The sequence below is a fragment of the Paraburkholderia unamae genome (assembly GCF_003096875.1).
Lineage (GTDB): Bacteria > Pseudomonadota > Gammaproteobacteria > Burkholderiales > Burkholderiaceae > Paraburkholderia > Paraburkholderia unamae.
The window spans coordinates 295,206-318,750 of sequence record NZ_QEOB01000009.1 but is presented as its reverse complement, the minus strand read 5'-3'; the positions used below and the strand labels follow the sequence as shown (position 1 = coordinate 318,750).

Sequence of the window (23,545 nt, the reverse complement as noted above, 5' to 3'; positions counted from 1 at the left end):
CTTCGCCGCAAGCGCCGAAAACAGAGCTAGCTGCAGAATCAAATCAAAGGAGACAGAGCAATGCTTTCAACGAGCACCGCTCCACAACAGGCCACATTCTCTATGCGAAAGTGGAAGACCGTCCTTCTGGCGAGCCTCGGCAGTTCGCTGGAGATGTATGACTTCATCGTGTACGGCGTGTTCGCAAAGCAAATCGCCTCACAGTTTTTCCCGTCGTTCGACCCAGTCGTCGCTCTCATCAGCTCGTTTGGCGTCTTCGCCGTCGGCTACGTATCGCGCCCGCTCGGCGCCATAGTTCTTAGCAGTTTCGGCGACCGACACGGACGAAAATACGTTTTCCTCGTCTCAGTTTTGGCGATGTCGGCCTCGACCATCGGTATCGGATTGCTGCCAGGGTACGCAACAATCGGGGTAGTGGCGCCATTGCTGCTTATCCTGCTGCGACTCATGCAGGGCTTCTTCCTCGCCGGAGAGCTGCCGTGCGCCATTACATATGTAGTCGAAGAGGTCCCGCAGAAGGCCGGTTTTGTCAGCGGCCTCGTCCTCTTCTTCTTGAATAGTGGCATCTTCATCGCAACGATGACGAACTTTGTCATCCAGTCATCGCTGAGTGCTGCAGACGTGCATTCCTATGGCTGGCGAATTGCGTTCTGTCTCGGCGGCCTGCTCGGCTTGGTCAGCTACTTCCTGCGACGCTCTCTGGAGGAAACTCAGGAATTTGCCCGCATGCGGACGCACGTGTCGCGCAAGCCGTTCCGCGACCTCATTGCTCATCACGGAAAGGCTGTATTGATTGGCGTGGGCATCTCGAGCGTGGTGAACGCATCGAACATCATGCTCTTCGTCTTCTTTCCGAACTTTGCCACCAACACGTTGCACCACGACGCTCGTCTCGTCAGTGCTTGCCAGAATGTCGGCGTCGCCTGCCTCTCAATTTCGATTCTGTTCTCCGGATGGCTGTGCGACCACCTTCCGCGGCGTATCGTGCATCGAATTGGTACCTTGCTGATGATTGGCGGCAGCTACCCGCTCTATCTTGCGCTGGTCGCGGGCACCATCGACCTATTGACCGCCGTCATCGCAATGGGCCTCGTTGGCGGGCTTGTTGCAGGAGCCTACGCCTGCATCCTCGCAGACCTCTTCCCAACCGAGGTGCGATTCAGCGGCATTGCGCTCTCGCTGAATCTCAGTACCGTCATCTTCACTGGTCTTACGCCGGTTGCCATCACCTTCCTCATTAAGGCAACGAAGCATGCAGCGATGCCCGGGGTCTATATCGCCCTTGTCGCCTTGCTGGCGCTCTGCGCCGGGCTTTTGCTCAAACATTTCGGCGGCCGACTGCGCAAGGCCGAAGCCTAAATCTCTGCGTGCGGGGAGCAAACCGCCATTGCTCCTTGCGACAGTAGCCGACTCAAGCGCAATCATCAAAACGGGAGACGGTTTCACTATGTCCCCGTCTCATGTCAGGCTCAAACGCCGCCCGTCGCCACGTCTTCTGGCTTAAGTTCCACGATTGCATCAAGAGCACTCTTCACGTTCATCGCGTACTTAGCCAAACGTCGCTCCTCTCCGGTGACCGGTGTGAACGATGGCACTGGTGAAGGCTTTCCATCCTCGTCAACAGCAACAAAGACCATTAGGCAATCAGTAGTCTGCGGTGGCCGCCGATACGTCGAACGCTATCGCAATCTGATTGGAAAGGCGATGAAAACCCAAAACAACGACGTCGTGCGCGCTGTCGCCATTACCTTCTATAAGCTTCTCGCCATCAAGGACGAATACGAACGCGAACAGCTGTCCAACCACGAGGAATGTGAGCAGTTCCGCTCTCGCTTCATCATCCAGCCTCTTCATTTCTCGCCTTCTATTTTCGGCGCAGTTGCGCTGGCTTTAGACCCACGTGGCGGCGCTGGGAACGCCTCGGCATGCATCAGCTCCGCGGGGAAAAGATTCAGGAACGAACGCGCTTCATCCGTCGAGTTGCTGCCGAGCCAGTTCTCATAGTCCGTCGGCCGGACGATGACGACAGAACGCTTCTCGTCACCTGGCTTGTGGAACCGATTCATGAGCGGATGCTCAGTTGAATTGACGGTCAGCATCGTGAACGACAGCGCCTTGCCTTCGGCACCTTCACCCCACTCGCGCCATAGCCCGGCAATCGCGAAAGGTTCGCCGGAGGCCATGTTGATGCGCCATCGCACAGCTTTCCCGCTTTCGTAATTGGGCTCGTAGAACGCTTCGCAAGGTATAAGGCACAACTGCAGCCGCTTCCACGCACCGCTGAAGCTACGCTTCTCGCCCACCGTCTCCGCGCGCGCGTTCATTGTGTCGAAGACACGGACGCCGGGCGGAATGTGCTTGCGCGGCACCATCCCGAACGTTGCGACGTCAGCTCGCTCGGCGTCGGCCACGCGCCTGACAATTGGTGCCGGATAGTCCTTGTACGCCTCGTCTCGCCACGGGCTATCGGACGGTTCGACGCCGAACTGCTTGAAAATCCGGTCGCGGCGCGCCGCCGCGTAGTTTGTGCACATAGAACTCCTCCATAGAGCCAACGGCCACTTGCCAACCTGCCAGCATTCCTGGATATACTGTACATTCATACAGCATTCTTGTCAGGTCATGGAGCCAGTTTGGGAGCACAGGTGGGCAGTCTGGGACGAGGTACAAATGCGGTTTGTGCCGACGCCCGTATGGCTTACGGACGAAGAGGCCCGTGGGGACTGGTATGCCTATGACATGTGCGTCTATCGCCTCGACCACACTAAGCGTGACCGCAACAGCATGGTGGCGCCGTACGTCGACCCGCCGGCGCCAGATTTGCCGTGGCGGCGCGAGCGCAAGCTGCGCGCCGAACGTTCCCGCTATGGGCTTCCCTCGTTCGTTACTCCGCTCGATTCCGAGCTTAGGAGAATCTTGCGCGCGCATCCTGCTGAGGATGTCAGCAGGTTAGCGCTTGAGGTACAGTGCGGCCGCTACGCCCTCTCGGAACTGGAAGCAATCGCTGGTGAGAGCTACTGGCATTTGCAGAAGGACTACGCGACGGTTGCCGACCGACAGTATCGTGAGGCACGTATGATTCAGGACCAAGACCGGCAACTTCAGGCCCAACAGATTGCCAATCAGCAGTTCGCCAATAGCCTCAATGCTTCGGCCAACTATATGCAGGCGGTCAACTCCCGCCAGCCGCAGACCGGACGCCTGAACACTGTGCATTGCACGTCAACGCGCACGGGAAATATGGTCAACACAAGCTGCTTCCGAACGCATCCTCACGCGCAAGCTTTCTCGACTTCCGCCGGCAAGCGCCAAACAAAGGTTAATCATGTCTTCCAACCTAGAACTTCCGATGGAGAGCGAAGCTCAGCGCATCGGTCAGCGTGCAACTAAGTGTTTCGCCGCAAATCGACCCGATAGTTGGCGAGTCAATTCTCTTGAAGGAACGGATGACGCAGGGTTTGACTATCAAATCCAGATTGTGAAGAGCGGCCGCTACAGTGGCATTTTTAGAGTTCAACAAAAGGGAATGTAGTGGTCAACTCACGCCGGACACCGAGTTAAGTTTTTCTTCTGCGACTGCGGGCGCTAGACCGTCATTGAATTGATGCGGTCGAGTCCAGTTGTATCGCTGCATCAGGTAATAGCTGATGTCCCGATGGGCTTCTCCAGCACTCGTATATCCAGTGCTCGGCACCCATTCCGTTTTCAAGCTTCGAAACAGGCGTTCCATCGGGCTGTTATCCCAACAATTTCCACGCCGACTCATGCTCTGCCTGATTCGATAGCGCCACAACCGCTGACGGAATTTCCGGCTAGCATATTGACCGCCCTGGTCGCTGTGGAACATCAAGCCCGTAGGCCGACCGCGTTGCTCGAACGCCATGTCTAATGCCTTCACCACCAGGTCGGCGTCGGGGCTCGTCGAGAATGACCAGCCGACAACGCGGCGCGTGAACAGGTCCAACACCACGGCCAAATAATGCCAGCGACCCTGCGCCCATAAATACGTAATGTCGCCGCACCAGACTTGATTCGGTGCCGCCACATCGAACCCCCGATTCAAGACGTTCGGAATGTCGACGCGCTCCACCGTGGCGCGCTTGTATGCGTGGTTGCCAGGTTGCTTGCAAATCAAACCGAGTTCGTCCATCAGACGACTGACCTTGAAACGTCCAATCGTCGCGCCTTGCTCGCGCAGCATGCCCATGATGCTGCGGCTGCCTGCCGAGCTTCGGCTCTCGACGAACAACTCGTGCACGCGACTGCGCAGTGCCATTCGTGCCACGTCAACTCGCTCTCGACGATGTCTGTATGCGTAAAAGCACGACCGAGGTATATCGAACAATTCACACAACATTGCCACCGACACGCCGTCGCCGACCTGGTCGATTATTTCGTACGTTCTATCCCTTCCGACATCAGCAGCGCAGTAGCTTTTTTTAAAATGGTCTTCTCCCTCTCGAGGCGTTCAATCCGCGCTTCCAGCTCCTGGATGCGCTGCTGCTCTGGCGTCATTGCGGGACCGTGAGGTGCGATGCCGTGGCGTTCCTGACGCAGTTGTTGAACCCAGCGACGCAGAACCGACTCCGCAACGCCGACCGACCGGCTGGCATCGACGTGGCTATAGCTCTGGTCGAGAACCAGAGACGCAGCACTGCGCTTGAACTCAGGGGAAAACGTACGACGTTGCTTGCTCATCAGACACCTCTTTATGACGAGTATTCTCGCCTAAATTGGTGTCCGGGGAGATTAGACCACTACAGGAACGGAATCTCCCACACTAAGCGCCAAGAAGGATTTCTACTCCATTGGGCTCAGTCGTCGTACGGTCAACTATTACTCCCGAACCAGTGAGCCTATCTTGCTCGTGCTTTGTGACCTAAGCGTTGATAAAAACACAAAGAACTGCCCGTGCTTCTACGTCTGGATTCACGAAGAGCTCAAACGCTACAGGCAAGAAGGCAAAGACTCAGCGGATACAGACACGCTCACAGTCAGGGTTCCAGTCGCGAACCTGCTGTCAGACGAGTTAGACCTTTTGCCGGAGCTCGAAAAGAAGCTTCGTCTAGTCCAGACCGCAGCAAACTTTGAGGCCATGTTAGAGGAGAAATTGCCGTCAACTGCCCCCGACGAAAGGGCTGTCATGCTGGAAAATCTTGCCAAGAACTTAGGCGCGTATGATAGCTCGCTTCTTCAAGCAGTTGCCGCCCCCATAAGTTCGCCGTGGCCCGAGGCTCCTAAGGAATCGATTGCGGGAAAACTCAATGAGACCGACCGCTTACTTCGAATTGGGACCATCGACAAGGCACAATCGATTCTCGACTCGCTTGAATTCGGTCTTGATGATGCAACACCTCATGAACAGGCTGAGTACTGGTACTGTCGAGGACGCCTTGCGACTTGGGTAGGCAATAAGCAGAGGGCTGTGACCTGCCACCAAAAGGCGTGCGAACTAACTAATGACCTGCCCCGCTATGTCATTGCATGGTCGGAGGCACAGCTAGCTGTTCAAGGTGTCGCCGGTACAGAGGTAGATAGCGAGGCAATCAAATCTCGCTTGAAATCACAGGACCCGGAAACTCAAGCGATGCTTGCGCGCGTCTTAGCTGCAGAAGCAAAATTCGAGAACGCCTTCGGGATTCTAGCTCGCCTAGACAGAACAGTAGCGTTACCAACGCTAGGAATCATCGCGTCAATGCAGGACCGTCATGAGGACGTCGTGAGCCTAAGCGACGAGGGGCTCGCTCAAAGCGATGTCTCCCCTCGACATCAACAGCTCTTCCTCATCCTTCGCGCTCGCGCCTTATTCAGCCTTGCGATGCCTGCCGACGTTCGCAACGCCGGAGATTACGTAATAGCGGCCTGGAGTGGCCCAGCAACCATTGAATCATCCCTCCTCCAGCGTTCATGGAATGACATTGCCGAATCGGTGCGGTTGCTAAAAGAAGCGGGTTGGCCCAGCAATGTGGAGTACATCGCTGACATTTGGGGGGCAACCGCGCTGATGCTCGGTCGAGCAAAGGAGCAGCTACAGCTTGCCAAGGAGGCTGCTACAGCTCGACCTCACCTTGAGGTCGTTCAGCGGGCATTGGAATTGATTGCGGTGAATGTTGCCGACTATCCGACTGCACTGGCCGCAAACGAGCGCCAACCAGCATCGTCCGAACAAGCTTTCAGACGAATCGGGATTCTGCATCAAGCAAAAGCCCATCGTCAGTGCCTCGAGACAATGGAAGCCGGTCTCGACGAGTTGCCTCAAGACCACCTGCTCTATCCCGTCTCGCTGTGTCTCAGCGTCTTGTCGGCAGACCGGCTCTTGCTTAACGAGCGGGTGCAACCTTTGCTGGCGCGTCTAGAACAACGTGACGAATGGAAAGAGCACCTTGCCGTCCTAAAATATTTTCGAGCAGTCGGCGACAACGCCCTCAGTCGGGAACCTCCATTGCGAGAGCTGCAAGCGGATTACCATCGGCTCAATCGCCCGCTGACAATCGCGTTGCAGCTATTTCACGTTCTCGACGCAGGTGACTTAGTGCAGGCAGCTGAGTGCGTTCAAGTTGCCGAACGAATCAGGGAATTCCAGCAAATCTCACTTGAAGGTGAGTTTCAGCTCGCCCAGGCGCATGTAACTCTCAGGAACTGGAGTAATTTACTTGCTGTCGCGGACCGAGCCATATCGAAGTTTGACCATATTGGGCGCTTCCTAGCCATTCGAGCTCTCGCTCTTGACAAGTTGGGGCTCTCGTCGGATGCGCTGCACGAGCTTCGCCGCCTCCTTGACAGCGGCGTCTCCGACGAATTGGCAACGAATACATATGTCAATATCGTTACTAGGTCTGGATTCATTGACGAAGCGTTAGAGCTCGTAGAGCGGCTTTTGGGTGAAGAGACCGACAGGAATCGTCGTCTCGATTGTATGCGTCTCCTCTTTAACCTGTTACAGGCAAAGGAGCCAAGAAGCAAAAGAGCCATTGACATCGCGTGGACGATGGGCCAACTCGTCGACAGAAACGACGAGTACGCGGAAGGACAGTTTCTGTCGATGTTCCTCACGGCGACGATAGGGGTGGAGGATAGGGGCGAGCCTGCAAGGGCCATTGAATTCAACGAACGGTTGACTCGGTTCGTTGAACGGTGGCCGGATTCTAAAATCCTCCGTCGCGGGTCGCTGCCGGAGAATGCCAGCGGCGAAGACCTCATGGCGATGCTCAAGCAGGTTCTCGGCGACCCTGAGGCACCGAATCCTGCACGAGAAAAGATGGTGCGACAACTCAGCCGCGGCGAATTGCCCGTACCGTTCTCGTGGCGGCCACGGCTTGTCCACCAGAATGTGAGAGACGATGGCGAGCTTTGGGAAATGGGAAAGAGGTCGAAACGGGACGCCCATCAATATCATCTCCAGATGATTATGGGTCAATGGGTTGAGCGCTCATTTCATGAACTGGTTACGGGCATCCCGCTGCTAGACCTGACCGCATTGTTCGTCCTGCAGGACCTAGAACTCTTCGATACGCTCTTCGCCATCTTCCCTAAAATCGCGGTCAGTCAAGCATTGCTGATAGAAATCCGCGAGCGAGCGTCCACCTTAGCGAACCCCTGGTCGCAGCCGCGGTACGCGCGGCTCGTTCAAGAACTGAAAAACCGCTTCCAGAACATCCAGCAGCCCGTCAGCTCAATGTCAGCTGACGAACAAGGTCCAAAACAGCATTTGCTTTCAGAGGACATGAGCCTGCTGGTGGAGGACGGACGCTATTTCATTTACTCCGACGATGCGGCGCTCCGCCTTTACGTGTCGAAGACCGATTCCGCGCTAAGTGGATTTTGTACCTTCGACTTGCTTCGGCGCGCAGATGAACTAGAGCTACTCACCCCAAAGCAGATTGGCGAGAAGCTCGGTCTTCTATGTATGTGGAATGTGGGGATTGTCATAACTCCGCGCTACCTTATCGCATCGCTGCCCGACTCAGTCGGACGTGCGACTAGAGTCGGACAAGCGGTAGACGCGATAATTGCGAGTCGAGCGTGTTCCGCAATCTTGGAAGGATTGTGGAACATTCGGAAAAAATATGCGGAAATTGCGACACATGTTGGGCTGCTTCTGGCCGCGTTGGTTGCAAATGAGAACAATAGTTTAACGACCATTGCCGCCATCGTTGGCGTATGGCACGGTAAAGCGAAGCTCCGAACCGATGCTGGCAATCTGACACCAGTCCAGAGACTTGCGCTGCTAATTGCAGAGACTGCCATGCACCCCGGTTTGACTAGTGAGCGTAGTTACAAGCGGTTGTGGGAGGTGTATATCGCTATTGTCGAACTTCAGTATGGCGACCAGATGGACGAATCGAAGGAAAAGTCGGCAATCGAAACAATGGCACAGATTTCTGCAGAGCTAGATTCGATGGATGAGCATAAAAACAAGTCGAAAGAACATGGTCAAACAATGCGGAAAGGACTGCCGAGCGGCACCGCTGACGAAGAGCACTTCACGAGAGGGTATCAACGCGCCATCGCGAACAAACTTAATAAATAGAACAAGACCATGCGGAACAACGCACTTTACTTCCCGTTCATTTCCGTCCCGAACACGGCATGGACTATTCGTACGCTGCTCTATTGGGACAAGCTATCATCAATAGTACCCCTTGAGTACAACTACAGGCGGCGGGAACTTGCCCCTTTCATGCGCGAGCTCTTGAGTGCAGATTTGGTAACGGCTGTCTCGCCGGCCGCTCACTTGTATCGTCTTGGCGACTTTGAATCCGCGTTCATCCAACTGCTTGAAGACAGACTCAAACGTCAGAGGCTGTCTCAAGTTCCTTTGGTGCGAACGCGTGTAGACATCCACATAGAGAAGCTGGCCGGTATAGCGGAGTTTCTTGTGGAGCGCGGTCTTGCCGCGAGGAACGGAGCATCGTGGTACAGCGTCGACACCCCCGTTGCCAATTTGTTCATGACATATTTGGCTGTGTGCCTCGGCAACCTAGATGACGTAGACGCCGAGCCTGTCACCAATCTCTGGGAATACGCTCAATGGTTTGGTCACGGAACTGCGAGTCGACGGGGCAAGGCACCACAACATCAGCAGGCACGCCATCAAATCCTCACCTGCCTCCTACCCATACCTGATGAACGCGTGACGTTGTCCGAATTGGTTGATTTCAAAGAGAAACACGGTAGCCTTCTGCCAGCGCTCAGAATAAAAATTGAATCGCAGTCTGCTGTGATTGCGAATCTACCAGACCCGGAGGACAGAGCAGACGCCACGCTAGCTTTCATCAATGACTGTCAGCTTCAGGTTGACGAGCTTCGCGATGCGATGCGGTTCAGCTGGAAGAGGCTTGTGTTTGGAGCATTGGCCCCTTTATCAGGTACCGGAATGCAATGGGCTTCAACACCACCTGATACCGTAATGGCATTTTCGGGTGGTGCAGTCAGTTTCGCTGGGGCGGTCTACGCTGCATTCTCATCCATAGGCGGATTGAGCGACGTTCAGAAGAAGCAGCCTCTGGCTTACATCGCTCACGCACGCGGCCGGCTTAGTCGGAACGACCGGTCGAAATAATCTCAATGGCAATCCAGTGTTGGACAATTGGGTGACGGCGACTCGGACGCCGTACAAGCTCGGATTTCACCGGCCAGCCGACTCTCGTGGGACTGTAGATGCACGAAGCGCTGGGCCAAAATCATTGCTTTGGCTGCCCCTATACGGCGCGTTGCGTCAGCCCGTTGTGCCTGACGCCTGAGCAGTTGGAGACTTCGAAGATGACTTGGCCCCAGACGCCGCAGCAGGCGCCGGCGTGAGAGGCACAGCGGGCGCAGAAGCGGAATGCGGCGCTGCGCCGCTGGTGGTAGGCGGTTTGAGTGTTGTTGAAGAGCTAGGGAACAACCAGTCTCGGGCAGGGTCAGTCAGCTTGAAAAAGACAACGTGTGCGAGAGCCAGGCCAACCACAAGTACGCATCCCGTTTGTTGTGATGGGACCGATGATGCGCTATCTCAGCGTTGCTATCGGCCCAGTAGGCTGGGTGATTTCCACGCTTTGGACCGTTGCAGGCTTGGCCAGCCCGGCATACCGCGTGACACTCCCGTGCGTTGTTCAAATTGCCTATATGCGTCAGAAGGCACTGACGACCGTCTGCGGGAAGTGTTCCGCTGCAAACCCCAACTCCGCCCGCTTCTGCAGTGAATGCGGGAATCAGTTGAAGGACTGAACCCGGTACGAATACCCGGCCGTCAAGGCAGACGGCTGGGCTACATCTTCGGAATTCACGTGAATCGAAGGGGCTATCAATGGATTTGGCGAAGCAGCTGCGCACCGTCGGAATTCGCTGGAGAAACCGCCCACGGATGCCAAAATACAAAGACATGCGACCTTGGGCACAAGGCATCTTTTTCGCGGTCGGCGGAATCGAATCGGCGTATTGGTGCAGAAAAGTCCGTGAAATTGCGCCCTATGTCGAGAACAGCGCAAATCACGCTTTCTTTTCTGTCGCAACCCTCGGCAGCACAGTAGTCCTCGGCCTGCTCGCCGTACAGGCAGCCTATTTCACAGGTATGGCGATTCAATGCGGAAAATACTTGCAGGAGAAAATATTCGAATAGACAAATACCGGGCTTCGCTCGGCACCTCCTATGACAACGTGAACATTGTCGCACTGGGACGACGGAATTTCGCAGCTGGACGCGCCAAGACAAGAGGGTAAGGCTGAAACGGGCCAGACGTTGGACTCGTGATTAGAACGCGAACAGAGGTACGGTGCACGGCGGTCTGCGCAGCGCGAGCCACGCCGCAATCACTTCGGCACCGTGCGTTGGCAGAGGCCACACGCCTGGTGTAGGGCGACCTAGCCAATAAAACGGTTGTCGATTTTCCCCAAACGGGTGTACTCCAACGCTGCGGCTCATATCCTTCGCGTTACCGAAGACACACTAGAACGCCCATTCACGAAGCAAGCCTGGACGCGACACGCCTATTCTTCGCCTCCCGCGGCGTGGGCAGGGCAGCATGTCATCAGCCAGCCATTTGTGCTCATCAGTGCTCCCCTGTTTCCACATTCCTCGCAAATCCGGCCGCTCATTGTTTCGGCCAGTTCAATCATGGCACGCTGTCGGGCATCTGCTAGGTCTGTATAGAAGCGCAGGCACCCGAATTTTTCCTTGACCTGCGCCGCGACCACCTGCGGTGCGCCTGTGGATTTGGTCGCGTACTGCAGATTCAGGGCTAGCGCATCAAGTAAGTCGAACCAGCCATCGCCGCATTCAAATCCCCAGACCTGGAATGGACTCAGCACCTTGAACGGGTCACGGTGCGCCGGAGCGGCGCCAAAAATGAGCGGATAGCGCTCGCGCAGGCTTTTCTGCAGTTCATCACGCATCTGTATCTGTTCCTCTCTATCGCTGAATTCGAATAATGGGAACCCCAGTCAAAGAGGCTCCTCATTGAGAAACGCGGCCGCCCTCCGTCGGTTCCGCTGGTTGAGGTGTACCGCACCGCGCGACTGCTCAGTTTTCCTCAGCGAGTGTGCTTTGCATGCATGCACCGAAGGAACGCCGGACCGTCAAAACGGAAAGCAACTCCGGAGGTTTCGCCAGCCTTAAGCGCACTCTGCAGTCGAACTATGTCCGCCTCTCCTCCCGTTCCGCGAGCAGAGCTGACGACTCCACATACGCAAGCATTGCCCTAGCCATCCTGCCTCGCATCTTCCGCTTATATGCCTCGGCTCGGGCGCGTGCTACGTGCCGCTGCCCACGGATGAGACGTACCGGCCGAAGCACGTGACGACGCGTAAGGCGGCGCGCATAGCCGGGCGAAACCCAAAGCAGCTTTGCCAGTGCGTGCACCGTAATCAATCCGCTGCCCCGCTTCGCCAGCAACACCTGTTTCACACGTCGCACGCGTCTCATCACACCGCCTCAAAAGCCTCATGCACACGCAACATTGTTACCCTTCCAGAAACGCGACCCAAGCGTGCCAATATGCGCACTCGCACGGTTCTGGGTCTTCCGCAATTTGCGGACGACTGCTGTTTTCTATTCTGTGAGCAAAATGGAGGCGTGCAGGCGCATGCTATTGAGTCGGCGACGAAGAGAGCAAAGCCACAGACTTGCAATAAACGCGCACCGCGAGCTTGCATGCCTCCTCGATGGTTATTTGAGGCAATGTCGGGTTTGCTTCTGCCGCCCATCTTGCAAGCAAGGCAACCTCCTTTCGGTCTTCATCTGATGCGCCTAACGCGTCAAGCCCAGCACACACGAGCTCATCGTTCGGATGGACTCGCCCGTCGACCGCGTGGCCGTGCGTTTCCGCGACCTCGCACAGACAAAAATATATGGCCTCAAAAACACAACGAGAGCGCGTGAGCATTGAGATTCCTTTGTTGTGCGCATCGCGAAGATATGCAGCGCTGTACGAAAGCCGCGGATGCTCGGCTTGAACGCGTGGGCGTCTGCCTCGAATCAGCCGTCCGATAAGGAACCCGAGCAGCGCGAGTGCTGCAGGCAGCCCTAGCAGAAAAGCGGCTTGTTCGAACATTCACACCTCAGACAGCGAGCCAATCCGTCCATTTCATTCGAGCAGAGGATTGCCCATCACGCGCATTAAGGCGCGGCGGAAGGCGAAGCTGACTCGTGCGGCTTGCAGTGCCGCATCACGAGTCTTTCAAAGCGCTTTATCAACCGCTCGCCTTCGCGTTTCGCCAGCGCTTCAAAATAGACGTCCCCACGCCTCAGTGCTGCGACCTCTTGGTCCGTCAAGTCGGAAATCGATAAGAGCGCACCTTCCGCTACCGCATGAGCTTCAATGGCGTGAAGCCATGTGCGGCGAATTAGGTCGTGCTCAACGCGGAGCAGCTTTTGGATGCGGTCTTCTGGTGCGATAGATGCAAGGTAGAAGAACACTTTTCGCCCAAGCCATCGGAGCAGCGCAACGCGCCATTCAACCTCGCCCGGCATCTCTTCTGGCGTGAGTTCATACAAGCGACCGCCTATTTCCATCGTAGCTGGTGCTCCGGCGTGCGACATGACCGCCCGCGTGGTCGCGGGAATGTACCGCAACTGAACTGCGTCCATACGTTCCTCAAAAGATTGGTACTGCGACTACCGCCAAACGGAAAACGAAAAGCGAATTCTGGGCGGATGGACCGCCTTGTGATGCCCTCAAGTGTAGACGTTTGCGTTGTATATGTAAACGACGACAACTTACATGTAGACAACGCTAGTGCTGTAGACATCTACGTTGTCTACGGGAGAATTTAGTTTTCTTTTTAGATAACGCAGATGTCGCTGCAAGAGCGATTCATCAAGAATTTGAAGCGCTACCGGGAGGAGCTTGGCTGTTCTCAAGAACAGCTCGGCAACCGCTTAGGCTCAGACAGGACGGCCATCAGCCGGTACGAACGCACGTCTTCGCGGATGACGATTGAGCGCGCTGATGCTCTGGCCCGTGCGTTGGACGTGGACGTTCGCGTCCTCCTCGAAACCCCTGAGGACCACCCCATTGCGCACAGACCGCCCGGCAGCCCCATTTCCAGCAAACTGGTGGGGCAGAATGTGCGCGACCGTCGTACCGCGCAACATATAAGCCAAAAGGAATTGGGCGACCGCGTAGGGATGGACCGGAACCATGTTTCCCGCATCGAAGCGTCGACTAGTTCGGCAGCCGCGCTGCAATTGGCTACGCTAGAGAAGCTCGCGGTGGCATTTGGTATCAAGCCGACGGACCTACTTTGAGTTGGGCGAATTCGAACTCGCGAGCCAAAGCAGGACTACGTCCTGACGCCAACGAAGAAGCTCCTGGTCGTAAAGCTGAGCGCGAGGCGGAAGTAACGAAGGACGATGCTTTGCCCGTAATTTGACTGTCCGTACACTTTCTCCCAAAAGTTGCGCAAGCTCAAACGGGTCGAGGTATTTAGCTAGGACATAGTGCAGCGGCGGTGTCATTGCGCGTATAGGGAACGCCCGTATCGCGCCCATGCTCTAGAATATTAGCCGCAAGGCGGGGGGCGGGGTTCTTCGCCCGGATGTAAAGCGAGGAACAATCCGTCCCCGCACGGTTTGCCTAAGATTTGGTCAATGCTCCATAATTGACGCCGACGAGAAGACCTGCCCAGCGCGCACTCATCTCCCGCAACTCGCGCTGACAATCCGGGGATGCCGTGACTAAGAAATCTAGAGCTGGCTCAACCAGCGCTCCAGGCCAGTTCTACGGTTATGGCATACAGGAGGCGCGGTTTCTGCACCACCTGCTTCGCTCGCAGCCTGGCGACACCGTTGCCTTGGAGTGTATTGACGACGTCTCTGGGACCAAAGACGGCGAAGGTTATGCGGAACAGGTCAAAAGCGGCCTCGCCCATAATCCGATAAGCGACCGCTCGACCGATTTATGGAAGACCTTCGCAAACTGGCTTAACGGACGCCGCTCCGGGAAAATCCCCGCTGGCACAAAGTTCGTCCTCTATGTCGCACAGCCCTATAAAGGCAAGATTGCCCAGAAACTCGGCGACTGCATAACGAAGCAAGATGCGAAGGCGGCAATCGCCGCCATCCGGAAGGAATTTTGGGGGGACGCACCCGCCTTCGAGAAACGCGCATCGATTCCTGACAAGCTTGCCAAACAGGTGAACATCGTCCTCGGAGCGACTGAAAGCGCTCTAGTCGACATCGTTTGTGCTTTTACCCTGGAGTGCGGTATCGGCGCTCCCTACGCTGAGTTAGCGAAGGAAATTGCGTGCGCGCCAGTCGGCTCAGAGAACGTTGAAGAAATCTTGCGACAGCTTGCAGGTTGGGTTCGAATTACTGTCACGAAGCTAATTGAGAAAGGGCTTCCAGCAGTGGTGAGTCGCGACGAGTTTCATGCGGAATATGTCGCCGCTGTGCGCAAGTTTGACCGTAGCGACACCATACTTCCAACCTACGCGACACCGCCAACCGACAAGCAGATACAGGCCGAAGTTTTCCTCGACCAGACTTATCTTCGACAGCTACAGCTTATCGGTGCCGACGAGGAGATAGTTCTCGACGCTATCAATACTTTCCTGATGGCAGCCACAGACCGGACCGAATGGGCGAAGCGCGGCTACATTCATCGCAGTAGCCTCGTGGAATACGAAAAAACACTGAAACGCGTGTGGAACTCGAAGAAAATGGCAGCCAAGGTGCAGACTCGCGGGAAACCGCCAGAGGATTTCGGCACGCTCCTTTTATCATCTTGCCTCGAGGCGTCCGTCCTTCTCCAGGGCAAAACCGTCTCGACACACTTTACGCCTGGGAGCTTCCACAAGCTTGCGAATACGCTGGACGTTGGATGGCATCCTGATTTCGCGAGTCTTCTCGCATCGCCCAAGGACGTCGCAGATGCTGCTTGATGAGATTGATGCCATTCAAAACCCAGGGCTCGGCGCCGCACTTATTTGGCGGGCCGTTTGCGGCTACTACAGTTCGAGCAACAAAGCAGACGGCTGCCCTGCGGTTCTAGCGTTCCTTGTTCTTCCTGTCATTTTCAACGAAGACCTTCGCGAGGTCGTCACGAAGACATTCAAGTCATCGGGAATTCGGAAGTTCGAAAGCAAATTTGTTAAGCAGATTGACCTTCTCTTCTCAATTCAGGAGCGCGCCGAAGCAATGCGCGACCTTTCGCGTCGCTCGCTCGCGTTGAGTCTCTCAACTGGTCTACTAACCCTCTCGACCGAAGCCGCCCAGCTTTGGCCACGCAGCACGGCATTCACTCGTGCCCTGCCAGCCGAGGTGCTCGACCTCGCCTCCGCAGCAGAGAAGCTGGGTATGTGGGCTCAGCAGACTTCCCTCCGCGAACTTAGCTATTCGCTTCGATTGGAGCTGTAACCGTGCATCTGCAGATACTTGAAGTCATTCTTTGGCCAAAGAATGCGGGTCATGAACCCAGACGTGTGCCCTTTGAACTCGGCGTAGTAAACATTATCAGCGGAGCGTCCAAGCGAGGGAAATCCTCCGTGATTCCCATTATCGACTACTGCTTGGGCTCACGGCTCTGCAATATACCCGCTGGAAAAATTCGAGAGTCCTGTGCTTGGTTCGGCATTCGAATTAGTACGAGCGAGGGGGAGAAATTATTGGCGCGCCGGGAGCCCGGAAATCAGCAGAGCACCGACGAAATGATGGTGCTAGAAGATGAGGGCATGGAAGCTCGCTTTGAGCAACCGACAAAGAATACGACTCGAAAAGCGGTCAAGCATATGCTTGACAGGTTGGCGGGCCTTTCGAACTTGGGATTCGACGCGGAAGAAACAGGCAACGGATTCCAAGGCCGCCCCAGCTTCCGCGACACATTGGCATTTTGTTTCCAGCCGCAGAACATTGTCGCCAATCCCGACGTTCTATTCTTCCGAGCGGACACAATTGAGCATCGCGAGAAGGTCCGAACCATCTTCCCCTATGTGCTCGGTGCAACAACCGGCAAACGCCTTGCACTCAAGTGGGAGTTAGAAAACCTATTGCGAGAACTACGTCGCAAGCAACGCGAGCAAACAGCGTACGACAAAGTATCTGAAACGTGGCTAGCGAATTTGCAGGTTTGGATTACCGAAGCACGTGAGCTTGGTTTGTTGACCGGCGACCTCCCAGATGCCACTGAACCGTCTCTGATTCGCGCGCTGGAGAACATCGTCTCAGTGGGCGAAACTGGTGATGGTTTTTCACTTGCTGGCAGTCAAGCATCGGCCTCGGAGTACGCCGCGTTGCAGGCTGAAGAGTCTGCCATTACCCGCGAACTCAGCGTTGCTCGCCATCGATTGAATCAGATTACTGCCGTCCGTGACACAGTTACAGACTACAAAGACAGTCTTTCAGACCAAGCCAAGCGACTCGGAATTTCACGCTGGCTCCGGACGCTTCCGAATGACAGCACGCGCTGTCCGGTGTGCGATGGCTCGATGGACTCCTCGCATAATGAACTTGACCAGCTATGCGATGCACTTTCGGTCATTGAAGACGAAACCCACACAGTCTCGAAAGCTCCTCCGGTACTCGACCGTGACCTCGTTGACGTTACGGAAAAGCTGCAGTTGCTTGACGACCAATTAAAAGCCGTCCGCGTCCGTAAGCGCGCTATTGAAGAGCGTTCAAAGACAATCCGTGAACACGAACTAGCTACTGCGCGCGTTGCGCGCTTTCTTGGCAGAGTTGAGGAAGCGCTTAAACTGTTTTCCGCACGAAAGGAACCGAACGGGTTAGATGAGGAAATCGATAAACTAAGCAACCGCATCGCTGAGATTCAAGAGTCACTATCCGAAGCAGAATATGCTCGCAAGTTGCAAAGCGCAGTGGGTCGCGTCTCAAGAAACCTGACGAAATTGGCTGCCAAGTTAGATGTTGAGCGCAAGGACGCGCCTGCGCGACTAGATATCAAGGAACTTACCGTCGGTGTGACGGACTACGCCGGGCGCGAAGATTTCCTTTGGCAACTGGGCAGCGGCGCGAACTGGCTTTCGTATCACGTCGCTGCGATACTTGCCCTGCAGGCTTTTTTCCTTAACCGTGCCCAGTCCCCTGTTCCTGCGCTTGTCATCTTCGACCAGCCCAGTCAGGTGTACTTCCCGCGTCGGCTCGCGAGGCGTGAGCGCGACACGGACGAGATTTTGGACGAAGACGTCCGGTCAATCCGCGGCTTTTTCGACGCCATGGGGCAACTCGTTACTCACTTCAAAGGCAAAATCCAAATCATCGTGCTGGACCACGCTGGCCCCGACGTTTGGGACAATCTCGACGGCGTTGAGCTTGCAGAAGAGTGGCGCGGGAAAAATTATTTGGTACCGCCCGCATGGTTTGATTTGCCGGAGTAAGTCGACAAGCCTGTTCAGGGGGGGCAATGGCACAAGCTCACCTGCTTCTCGTGCCACATTGCGCTTGTCGGGGCGACCCAACGTCGCGCCCACATCGCATGCTGCCAAGCCTAGTGGCTGGAGGAGAACTCAAGGCACGCCCGCTGCAAGGCGCGCGGCGTAGTCGTCCATTGCGCCCACTACGTTCGCGAGCAGAGGGTGGAACCCCGCCCAATCTATATCTTTAGCCTGCTTCGCGACGAATTCATATGCGAAATCGGCTTTGCCAGCCGACGTTGCCGAGCTGGACTCCGCCGAAAAGTCGAAGGGCTTCCCCTCTAGACCCTTCGCTATATCCGCACCCGAGAAGAGACCCTCAATACTCCGCTCTTTGGCGCCGCCAAGCGGCACTGGAACGATATACAGGTTCGCAAACAGGTATACGAAGGGCTCCTCTCCCGTAATGTTCACCTTCAATGCATCTCTCACCACCTTAAAGACCGTCTTCCCGCCACTATCATTGTCGACAATAAAAATGACCGGTTGCTTACCTCGGGGAGCCTTGAACTTGGCCAACTCGCCGTGGTACGCACGAATTAGGTTTCCCAAATTTGGCCCTCCACCGCTACCGCCGCCCAGAATGGTAATGGTCGAATAGTTGGGTAAGTGGACCGTTTTCTTTTTTTTGTGCCTGCGTGCGTACTTTAGAAGCTGGAACGACAATACGTCGTTTCCTTCGCCATCTTTCTTGACCAAGCTAGGAAAGAGACCTTTGCTCTGGTGTACCGCATTGCTGATATATACGCCATCCGTTTTCCCTTCGCAGACTATCAGCGGAACCGCGTTGGCATAGAAGCGGGTGTAAATCAGAAAGCGCCGATAAATGGCTAAATTGCCAGTGGGCTTCTTGTCGTTACCTTGCTGCCCTGGATAGTTGTGAGGATGCTTCTTTACATTCGTACGGAAGACACTGTCGACAGAATGAATAAATCCCAGCATTCCATGAAGCTGGGCCGGCGTCCCCTCTTCACTGACCGTCTGTAGCTTGCCATTCACATCAACGACCTGGCGCTTCACCGTATATTTACCGCTCTTCACTAGAGCCGCGACGTAAGCTCGCACCAGATAACGATACTCAGTTCCAACGTTAACCTTCTTGTTCACCACGAGCCCGGTGACTTGCTGCCTCGAATCTCGATACTGCATCCGGGTCTTCTTCTCATTCACCGCGAAGCCACTTCGGAGAATCAATCGATTGAGTTCCGCCCCAACCTTCCAGCAGTGTTCGTTGTCGCCGTCGCGATAAGCAATCGCAGCAGGAAAATCTTGCTTGTTCGTAGAAAATGTAAGGTCGTCGGCGTATCTCGTATACGTGCATCCGTGCATCTTCGCCAACTTGGACAGGTGAACGTCCAAAATTCCGGCAATGATGTTTGAAATGACGGGTGAACACGGGCTACCTTGGGGAAGCCGTCCATCTCTGCAAGCAATATGGGCAATGGTTGTGGCAACACTCCCATCGAACGCAAAGTTCCTGTCGTTCATGAGGAAACCCCGAATTCTCTGTCCGGTGATGCTCGGAAAGAAATCCTTAAGGTCAACATTGAAAACGTATCGCCTGCTGCGATGCTCAGAAGCGTTCGTGAGAATGCTCCTTCCTAAACGAAAGCCGTGAGACGCTTTATTTGTTTTCTTAGTTATCGTCTCGATATCTGCGATACATTTCTCCAACGCGGCTGCAAGCTTCCTCTGTAGTGATTTTAATTCCGGAATAGGCACGCAAATGTCCCTACTCCCGCCGCCTCTCTTAGGAACCGAAAATACATTATATTTCTCTGCGTCTTTCCTGACGTAGAGCAGATAAGTCAGGTCTTGATGCTTAATGTCAAGAAGCATCGCAAGCGTTGCTCGCGATTTGGCGAATTGAAACCATTCCAACGTACTTTTCGGAAACATTTCGATAAAAGCCCCGTAGACACTCCAACGCGTATTGGCTATCTACTTATATGGCGCCAGTCCGGTTGATATCGATGCAGCATAGGTCCCAACTTTGTTGCCAAGTGCCATGATTCATGGCAGAAATTCTGTCTACGAGGCTTCAAACATAATATCAAAGAGTTCAAGCAACGCAAAATCACCTCTCCAATACAGAAATTAGGAAACTCCCCTTCCGGGACCCCACGTCCCTAACTTTAGCCGCACCTACTTCCCCCTTTTTCTCTGCAAACGTATCGTCGGTTCCCCGTGTGCACAACTCCGCTGCCCACACCACGAGGGTGTGGACAGCCGCCCCAAGGGCGGTACCGGAGTTGCACACACTCGAACGTCTGACGCGCCAGCTTCGCCGGCTTGCCCAAGCATGAAAAATTGTCAATTCATACTCAACCGGTGAATTTGAAAAAACTCGAAAATTCAATGACATAAAAAAAGCGCCCCCTTAGGGGCGCCTCCTCAGGAAACTTTCGTTTTCTGACTACGCAGCTCTACTTCTTGAAGTTCGCGACGCCGTCCGTGATTTCCTTGTGGGCGGCTTCGATGCCGACCCAGCCTTCGACCTTGACCCACTTGCCCTTTTCGAGCGACTTGTAGTTCTCGAAGAAGTGCTTGATCTGGTCCTTCAGGTACTCGGGCACGTCGTCCAGCGACTTGAGGTTGGCCGTCATCGGGCAGACCTTGTCGTGCGGGACCGCGATCAGCTTCGCGTCGACGCCCGACTCGTCGGTCATCTGGAGCATGCCGAGCGCGCGCGAGCGCACGACCGAGCCTGCCAGCAGCGGGAACGGCGTGATCACGAGCACGTCGACCGGGTCGCCGTCGCCGGAGAGCGTTTGCGGGATGAAGCCGTAGTTCACGGGATAGCGCATGCCCGTGCCGACGAAACGGTCGACGACGAGCAGGCCCAGGTCCTTGTCAGCTTCGTATTTCACCGGATCGCTTTGCGCGGGAATCTCGATGATCACATTGAAGTCTTGCGGCAGATCCTTGCCGGCGGGGACATTTGCAAAGCTCATGAGCGCTCTCTGTTGAGAAGGGAAAAACCGACGGCCCGCGCGATATACCGGCGCACAGCCGGACGTCGCGGAAGTTGGAGGATGGACGCCATTATAGCCAATCGGCCAGGGCCGCCGGCGGTTCGGCCCAGGGCTTTCCCGCAAGCCCTTGAAGTGTCTGCTGAATTCCCGCGCGCCACGACGGCAATCGGCGCGATAATGAACTGGCCGTCGCGGCCCTCCCTCGCCGCATCGCCGCATCGCCGGACCCCGGGCACGCGGCGGCGGCGTTTCCCGTTTTGCGTTTCCCCTCCCTCGTTTCACACCCCAATTACGAGGCGCATGCATGGAAGAAGCGAAGCACTTCATCGGCGGCGAGTGGCAAGCGCCCGCCAGCGGCGAAACCCTCGCCGCGATCGATCCCTCCACCGGCCAGCCCTTCGTGCAGCTCGCACGCGGCAATGCCGCCGACATCGACGCCGCCGTCAAAGCCGCGCGTCAAGCCTTCGAAGGTGCCTGGGGCGCATTGAGCGCCGCCGAGCGCGGGCGTTTGCTGTACGCGCTCTCGGGCCTCGTTGGCCAGCACAAGGAAGCCCTCGCGCAGCTCGAAGCGCGCGACACCGGCAAGCCGCTCAAGCAGGCGCGCGCCGATGCACTCGCGCTCGCCCGCTACTTCGAGTTCTACGCGGGCGCGGCCGACAAGCTGCACGGCGAAACCCTGCCCTACCAGGCCGGCTATACGGTGCTCACGGTGCGCGAACCGCACGGCGTGACGGGCCATATCGTGCCCTGGAACTACCCGATGCAGATCTTCGGGCGCAGCGTGGGCGCGGCGCTCGCCACCGGCAACGCGTGCGTGGTGAAACCCGCCGAGGACGCCTGCGTGTCGCTGCTGCGCGTGGCGGAACTGGCGCGGGAAGCGGGGCTGCCCGCCGGCGCGCTCAACATCGTGACGGGGCTCGGGCATGAGGCGGGCGAGGCGCTCTCGGCGCATCCCGGCATCGACCACATCTCGTTCACGGGCTCGCCGCAAACGGGCAAGCTCGTCGCGCAGATGGCCGCCGAACATCACGTGCCCGTCACGCTCGAACTGGGCGGCAAGTCGCCGCAAATCGTTTTCGCCGATGCCGATTTCGACGCCGCGCTGCCCGTGCTCGTCGCCGCGATCGTGCAGAACGCGGGGCAGACCTGCTCGGCGGGCAGCCGCGTGCTGATCGAGCGCAGCGCCTACGAGCCGCTCATCGACCGGCTGGCCGCGTCGTTCGGCAAGCTGCGCGTGGGCCCGGCCGGCGCCGATCTCGACTGCGGCCCGCTCATCAACGAGAAGCAGCGCCAGCGCGTGCGCGGCTTTCTCGATGAGGCGGCCGCGAACCACATCGCCACGGCGGCGAGCGGCAGGCTCGAAGCCGATGCACCCGCGGGCGGCTTCTACGAAGTCCCGACGCTGCTGCGCGACGTGCCGCCGCAAAGCCGTCTCGCGCAGGAAGAGGTGTTCGGGCCGGTGCTCGCGGCCATGGCCTTCGACAGCGAGGACGACGCGCTCGCGCTCGCCAACGGCACGCCCTATGGCCTCGTGGCAGGCATATGGACGCGCGACGGTGCGCGGCAAATGCGCCTCGCGCGGCGCGTGCGCGCGGGCCAGGTGTTCATCAACAACTATGGCGCGGGCGGCGGCGTCGAATTGCCGTTCGGCGGCACGCGGCATTCGGGGCACGGGCGCGAGAAAGGCTTCGAGGCGCTCTATGGTTTCACGGTGCTGAAGACCATCGCGATCCGCCACGGCTGAACACGTCGACACTCAAACAAGCAACACAAACGGAGACACCATGCGACTCAAAGGCAAGACGGCCGTCGTGACGGGCGCCGGCTCGGGCTTCGGCGAAGGCATTGCGAAGACCTATGCGCGCGAAGGCGCGAACGTCGTCATCAACGACCTGAACGGCGAAGCGGCCGAGCGCGTGGCGAGCGAGATCGCGCTCGCGGGCGGCAAGGCCATCGCGGTGCAAGGCGACATCACGCGCGAAGCCGACTGGCATGCACTGCGCGAAGCCGCCATCGAGGACTTCGGCAGCGTGCAGATCGTCGTCAACAACGCGGGCACCACCCATCGCAACAAGCCCGTGCTCGAAGTGAGCGAAGCGGAGTTCGACCGCGTCTACGCCGTCAACGTGAAGGGGCTCTACTGGAGCGTGCGTGCGTTCGTGCCGCATTTTCGCGAGCGCGGCGGCGGCGCGTTCGTCAACATCGCGTCGACCGCGGGCATCCGGCCCAGGCCCGGGCTCGTCTGGTACAACGGCAGCAAGGGCGCGATGATCGTGGCCAGCAAGGCGCTCGCCGCCGAGCTGGGCCCCGACCAGATCCGCGTGAACTGCGTGAATCCCGTGATCGGCGATACGGGCCTCACGGCGGAGTTCATGGGCGTGCCCGATACGCCCGAGAACCGCCAGCGCTTCATCTCGACCATTCCGCTCGGGCGCTTTTCCACGCCGCAGGACGTGGCCAACGCCTGTCTCTATCTCGCCTCCGACGACGCGGCGTTCATCACCGGCACCTGCATCGAAGTGGATGGCGGGCGCTGCGTGTAGCGTAGTAACCCGCCTCGCATTCGGGCGCATAATCGCGCCCTAAGTGCTTGACTGATCGGTGTTTTCCCCGACTTCCACGCGCTGCCGCGTTGCGGCGGCGCGTATAGAATGGTCGTGCTTTCGCGTCGAATATCCGCCATCACGGGGCGGCAATACAACAAGCACGACGATATTGGAGAC

The 23,545-nt window shown here is 56.8% G+C and carries 18 protein-coding genes and 1 pseudogene; 11 read left to right on the top strand and 8 right to left on the bottom strand.

The window, feature by feature from the left end; genetic code table 11:
• Window positions 1–60 precede the first annotated feature (60 nt).
• Complete coding sequence (locus C7402_RS20630) at window positions 61–1,359, top strand: MFS transporter (protein ID WP_116611868.1); 1,299 nt, start codon at window positions 61–63, stop codon at window positions 1,357–1,359.
• A 110-nt stretch (window positions 1,360–1,469) separates the two neighbouring features.
• On the opposite strand, the pseudogene C7402_RS20625 reads toward C7402_RS20630, so the two are convergent.
• From C7402_RS20625 to C7402_RS20615, 3 genes and pseudogenes are all read right to left on the bottom strand, one after another.
• A pseudogene (locus C7402_RS20625) lies at window positions 1,470–1,655 on the bottom strand (acyl-CoA thioesterase); the annotation flags it as partial.
• Entirely contained in the window at window positions 1,645–1,854 is a 210-nt protein-coding gene (locus C7402_RS20620; RefSeq protein ID WP_116611867.1) for a hypothetical protein, read from the bottom strand. The pseudogene C7402_RS20625 and the gene C7402_RS20620, both read right to left, overlap by 11 nt.
• Window positions 1,851–2,534 (bottom strand): SOS response-associated peptidase, encoded by a 684-nt coding sequence (locus C7402_RS20615; protein WP_116611866.1) that lies wholly within the window; start codon window positions 2,532–2,534, stop codon window positions 1,851–1,853. Before C7402_RS20615 ends, C7402_RS20620 begins: the two co-directional genes overlap by 4 nt.
• 136 nt (window positions 2,535–2,670) lie before the next feature.
• Between C7402_RS20615 and C7402_RS20610 the strand changes: the two genes are divergently transcribed.
• On the top strand, window positions 2,671–3,390 hold the full coding sequence (locus C7402_RS20610; protein WP_133254514.1) for a hypothetical protein: 720 nt from the start codon (window positions 2,671–2,673) through the stop codon (window positions 3,388–3,390).
• 145 nt (window positions 3,391–3,535) lie between these two features.
• On the opposite strand, the gene C7402_RS20605 is transcribed toward C7402_RS20610, so the two are convergent.
• Window positions 3,536–4,698, bottom strand: a protein-coding gene (locus tag C7402_RS20605; protein ID WP_116611864.1) for an IS3 family transposase whose coding sequence is annotated in 2 segments (ribosomal slippage) — window positions 3,536–4,434 and window positions 4,434–4,698 — 1,164 coding nt in all. Because the reading frame shifts where the segments join, the coding sequence is not laid out codon by codon here.
• A gap of 340 nt (window positions 4,699–5,038) precedes the next feature.
• On the opposite strand from C7402_RS20605, the gene C7402_RS20600 reads away from it, so the two are divergent.
• The 3 genes from C7402_RS20600 (at window position 5,039) to C7402_RS20585 (ending at window position 10,600) form a co-directional block, all read left to right on the top strand.
• Window positions 5,039–8,530: a tetratricopeptide repeat protein gene (locus C7402_RS20600; protein ID WP_208948961.1), complete on the top strand. Its 3,492-nt coding sequence runs from the start codon at window positions 5,039–5,041 to the stop codon at window positions 8,528–8,530.
• A gap of 9 nt (window positions 8,531–8,539) precedes the next feature.
• Entirely contained in the window at window positions 8,540–9,562 is a 1,023-nt protein-coding gene (locus tag C7402_RS20595) for a DUF6236 family protein (RefSeq protein WP_116611862.1), read from the top strand.
• A 726-nt stretch (window positions 9,563–10,288) separates the two neighbouring features.
• Entirely contained in the window at window positions 10,289–10,600 is a 312-nt protein-coding gene (locus C7402_RS20585) for a hypothetical protein (protein WP_116611860.1), read from the top strand.
• Between the two features lie 368 nt (window positions 10,601–10,968).
• On the opposite strand, the gene C7402_RS20580 is transcribed toward C7402_RS20585, so the two are convergent.
• Window positions 10,969–11,373 carry a hypothetical protein gene (locus C7402_RS20580; RefSeq protein ID WP_116611859.1) on the bottom strand — a complete coding sequence of 135 codons (405 nt, stop codon included), beginning with the start codon at window positions 11,371–11,373 and terminating at the stop codon, window positions 10,969–10,971.
• Window positions 11,374–12,595: 1,222 nt separating this feature from the next.
• On the bottom strand, window positions 12,596–13,066 hold the full coding sequence (locus C7402_RS20575; protein WP_116611858.1) for a hypothetical protein: 471 nt from the start codon (window positions 13,064–13,066) through the stop codon (window positions 12,596–12,598).
• Between the two features lie 207 nt (window positions 13,067–13,273).
• Between C7402_RS20575 and C7402_RS20570 the strand changes: the two genes are divergently transcribed.
• From C7402_RS20570 to C7402_RS20555, 4 genes are all read left to right on the top strand, one after another.
• Window positions 13,274–13,726 carry a helix-turn-helix domain-containing protein gene (locus C7402_RS20570; protein WP_116611857.1) on the top strand — a complete coding sequence of 151 codons (453 nt, stop codon included), beginning with the start codon at window positions 13,274–13,276 and terminating at the stop codon, window positions 13,724–13,726.
• A 425-nt stretch (window positions 13,727–14,151) separates the two neighbouring features.
• Entirely contained in the window at window positions 14,152–15,360 is a 1,209-nt protein-coding gene (locus tag C7402_RS20565; protein WP_133254513.1) for an ABC-three component system protein, read from the top strand.
• On the top strand, window positions 15,350–15,835 hold the full coding sequence (locus C7402_RS20560) for a three component ABC system middle component (protein WP_116611855.1): 486 nt from the start codon (window positions 15,350–15,352) through the stop codon (window positions 15,833–15,835). Before C7402_RS20565 ends, C7402_RS20560 begins: the two co-directional genes overlap by 11 nt.
• 2 nt (window positions 15,836–15,837) lie before the next feature.
• The gene (locus C7402_RS20555) at window positions 15,838–17,811 is read left to right on the top strand and encodes a DUF3732 domain-containing protein (RefSeq protein WP_133254512.1); all 1,974 of its coding nucleotides are present in this window, start codon (window positions 15,838–15,840) and stop codon (window positions 17,809–17,811) included.
• 129 nt (window positions 17,812–17,940) lie between these two features.
• Here the strand turns inward: C7402_RS20555 and C7402_RS20550 are convergent, their stop codons facing one another.
• Both C7402_RS20550 and ppa read right to left on the bottom strand, forming a co-directional pair.
• Window positions 17,941–19,728: a retron Ec67 family RNA-directed DNA polymerase/endonuclease gene (locus C7402_RS20550; RefSeq protein ID WP_165841929.1), complete on the bottom strand. Its 1,788-nt coding sequence runs from the start codon at window positions 19,726–19,728 to the stop codon at window positions 17,941–17,943.
• A gap of 545 nt (window positions 19,729–20,273) precedes the next feature.
• The gene (gene ppa, locus C7402_RS20545; protein WP_116611852.1) at window positions 20,274–20,801 is read right to left on the bottom strand and encodes an inorganic diphosphatase; all 528 of its coding nucleotides are present in this window, start codon (window positions 20,799–20,801) and stop codon (window positions 20,274–20,276) included.
• A gap of 325 nt (window positions 20,802–21,126) precedes the next feature.
• Between ppa and C7402_RS20540 the strand changes: the two genes are divergently transcribed.
• Both C7402_RS20540 and C7402_RS20535 read left to right on the top strand, forming a co-directional pair.
• Window positions 21,127–22,566, top strand: coding sequence for an aldehyde dehydrogenase family protein (locus C7402_RS20540; RefSeq protein ID WP_116611851.1), 1,440 nt, complete (start codon window positions 21,127–21,129; stop codon window positions 22,564–22,566).
• A gap of 40 nt (window positions 22,567–22,606) precedes the next feature.
• Complete coding sequence (locus C7402_RS20535; protein WP_116611850.1) at window positions 22,607–23,365, top strand: SDR family oxidoreductase; 759 nt, start codon at window positions 22,607–22,609, stop codon at window positions 23,363–23,365.
• Window positions 23,366–23,545 lie beyond the last annotated feature (180 nt).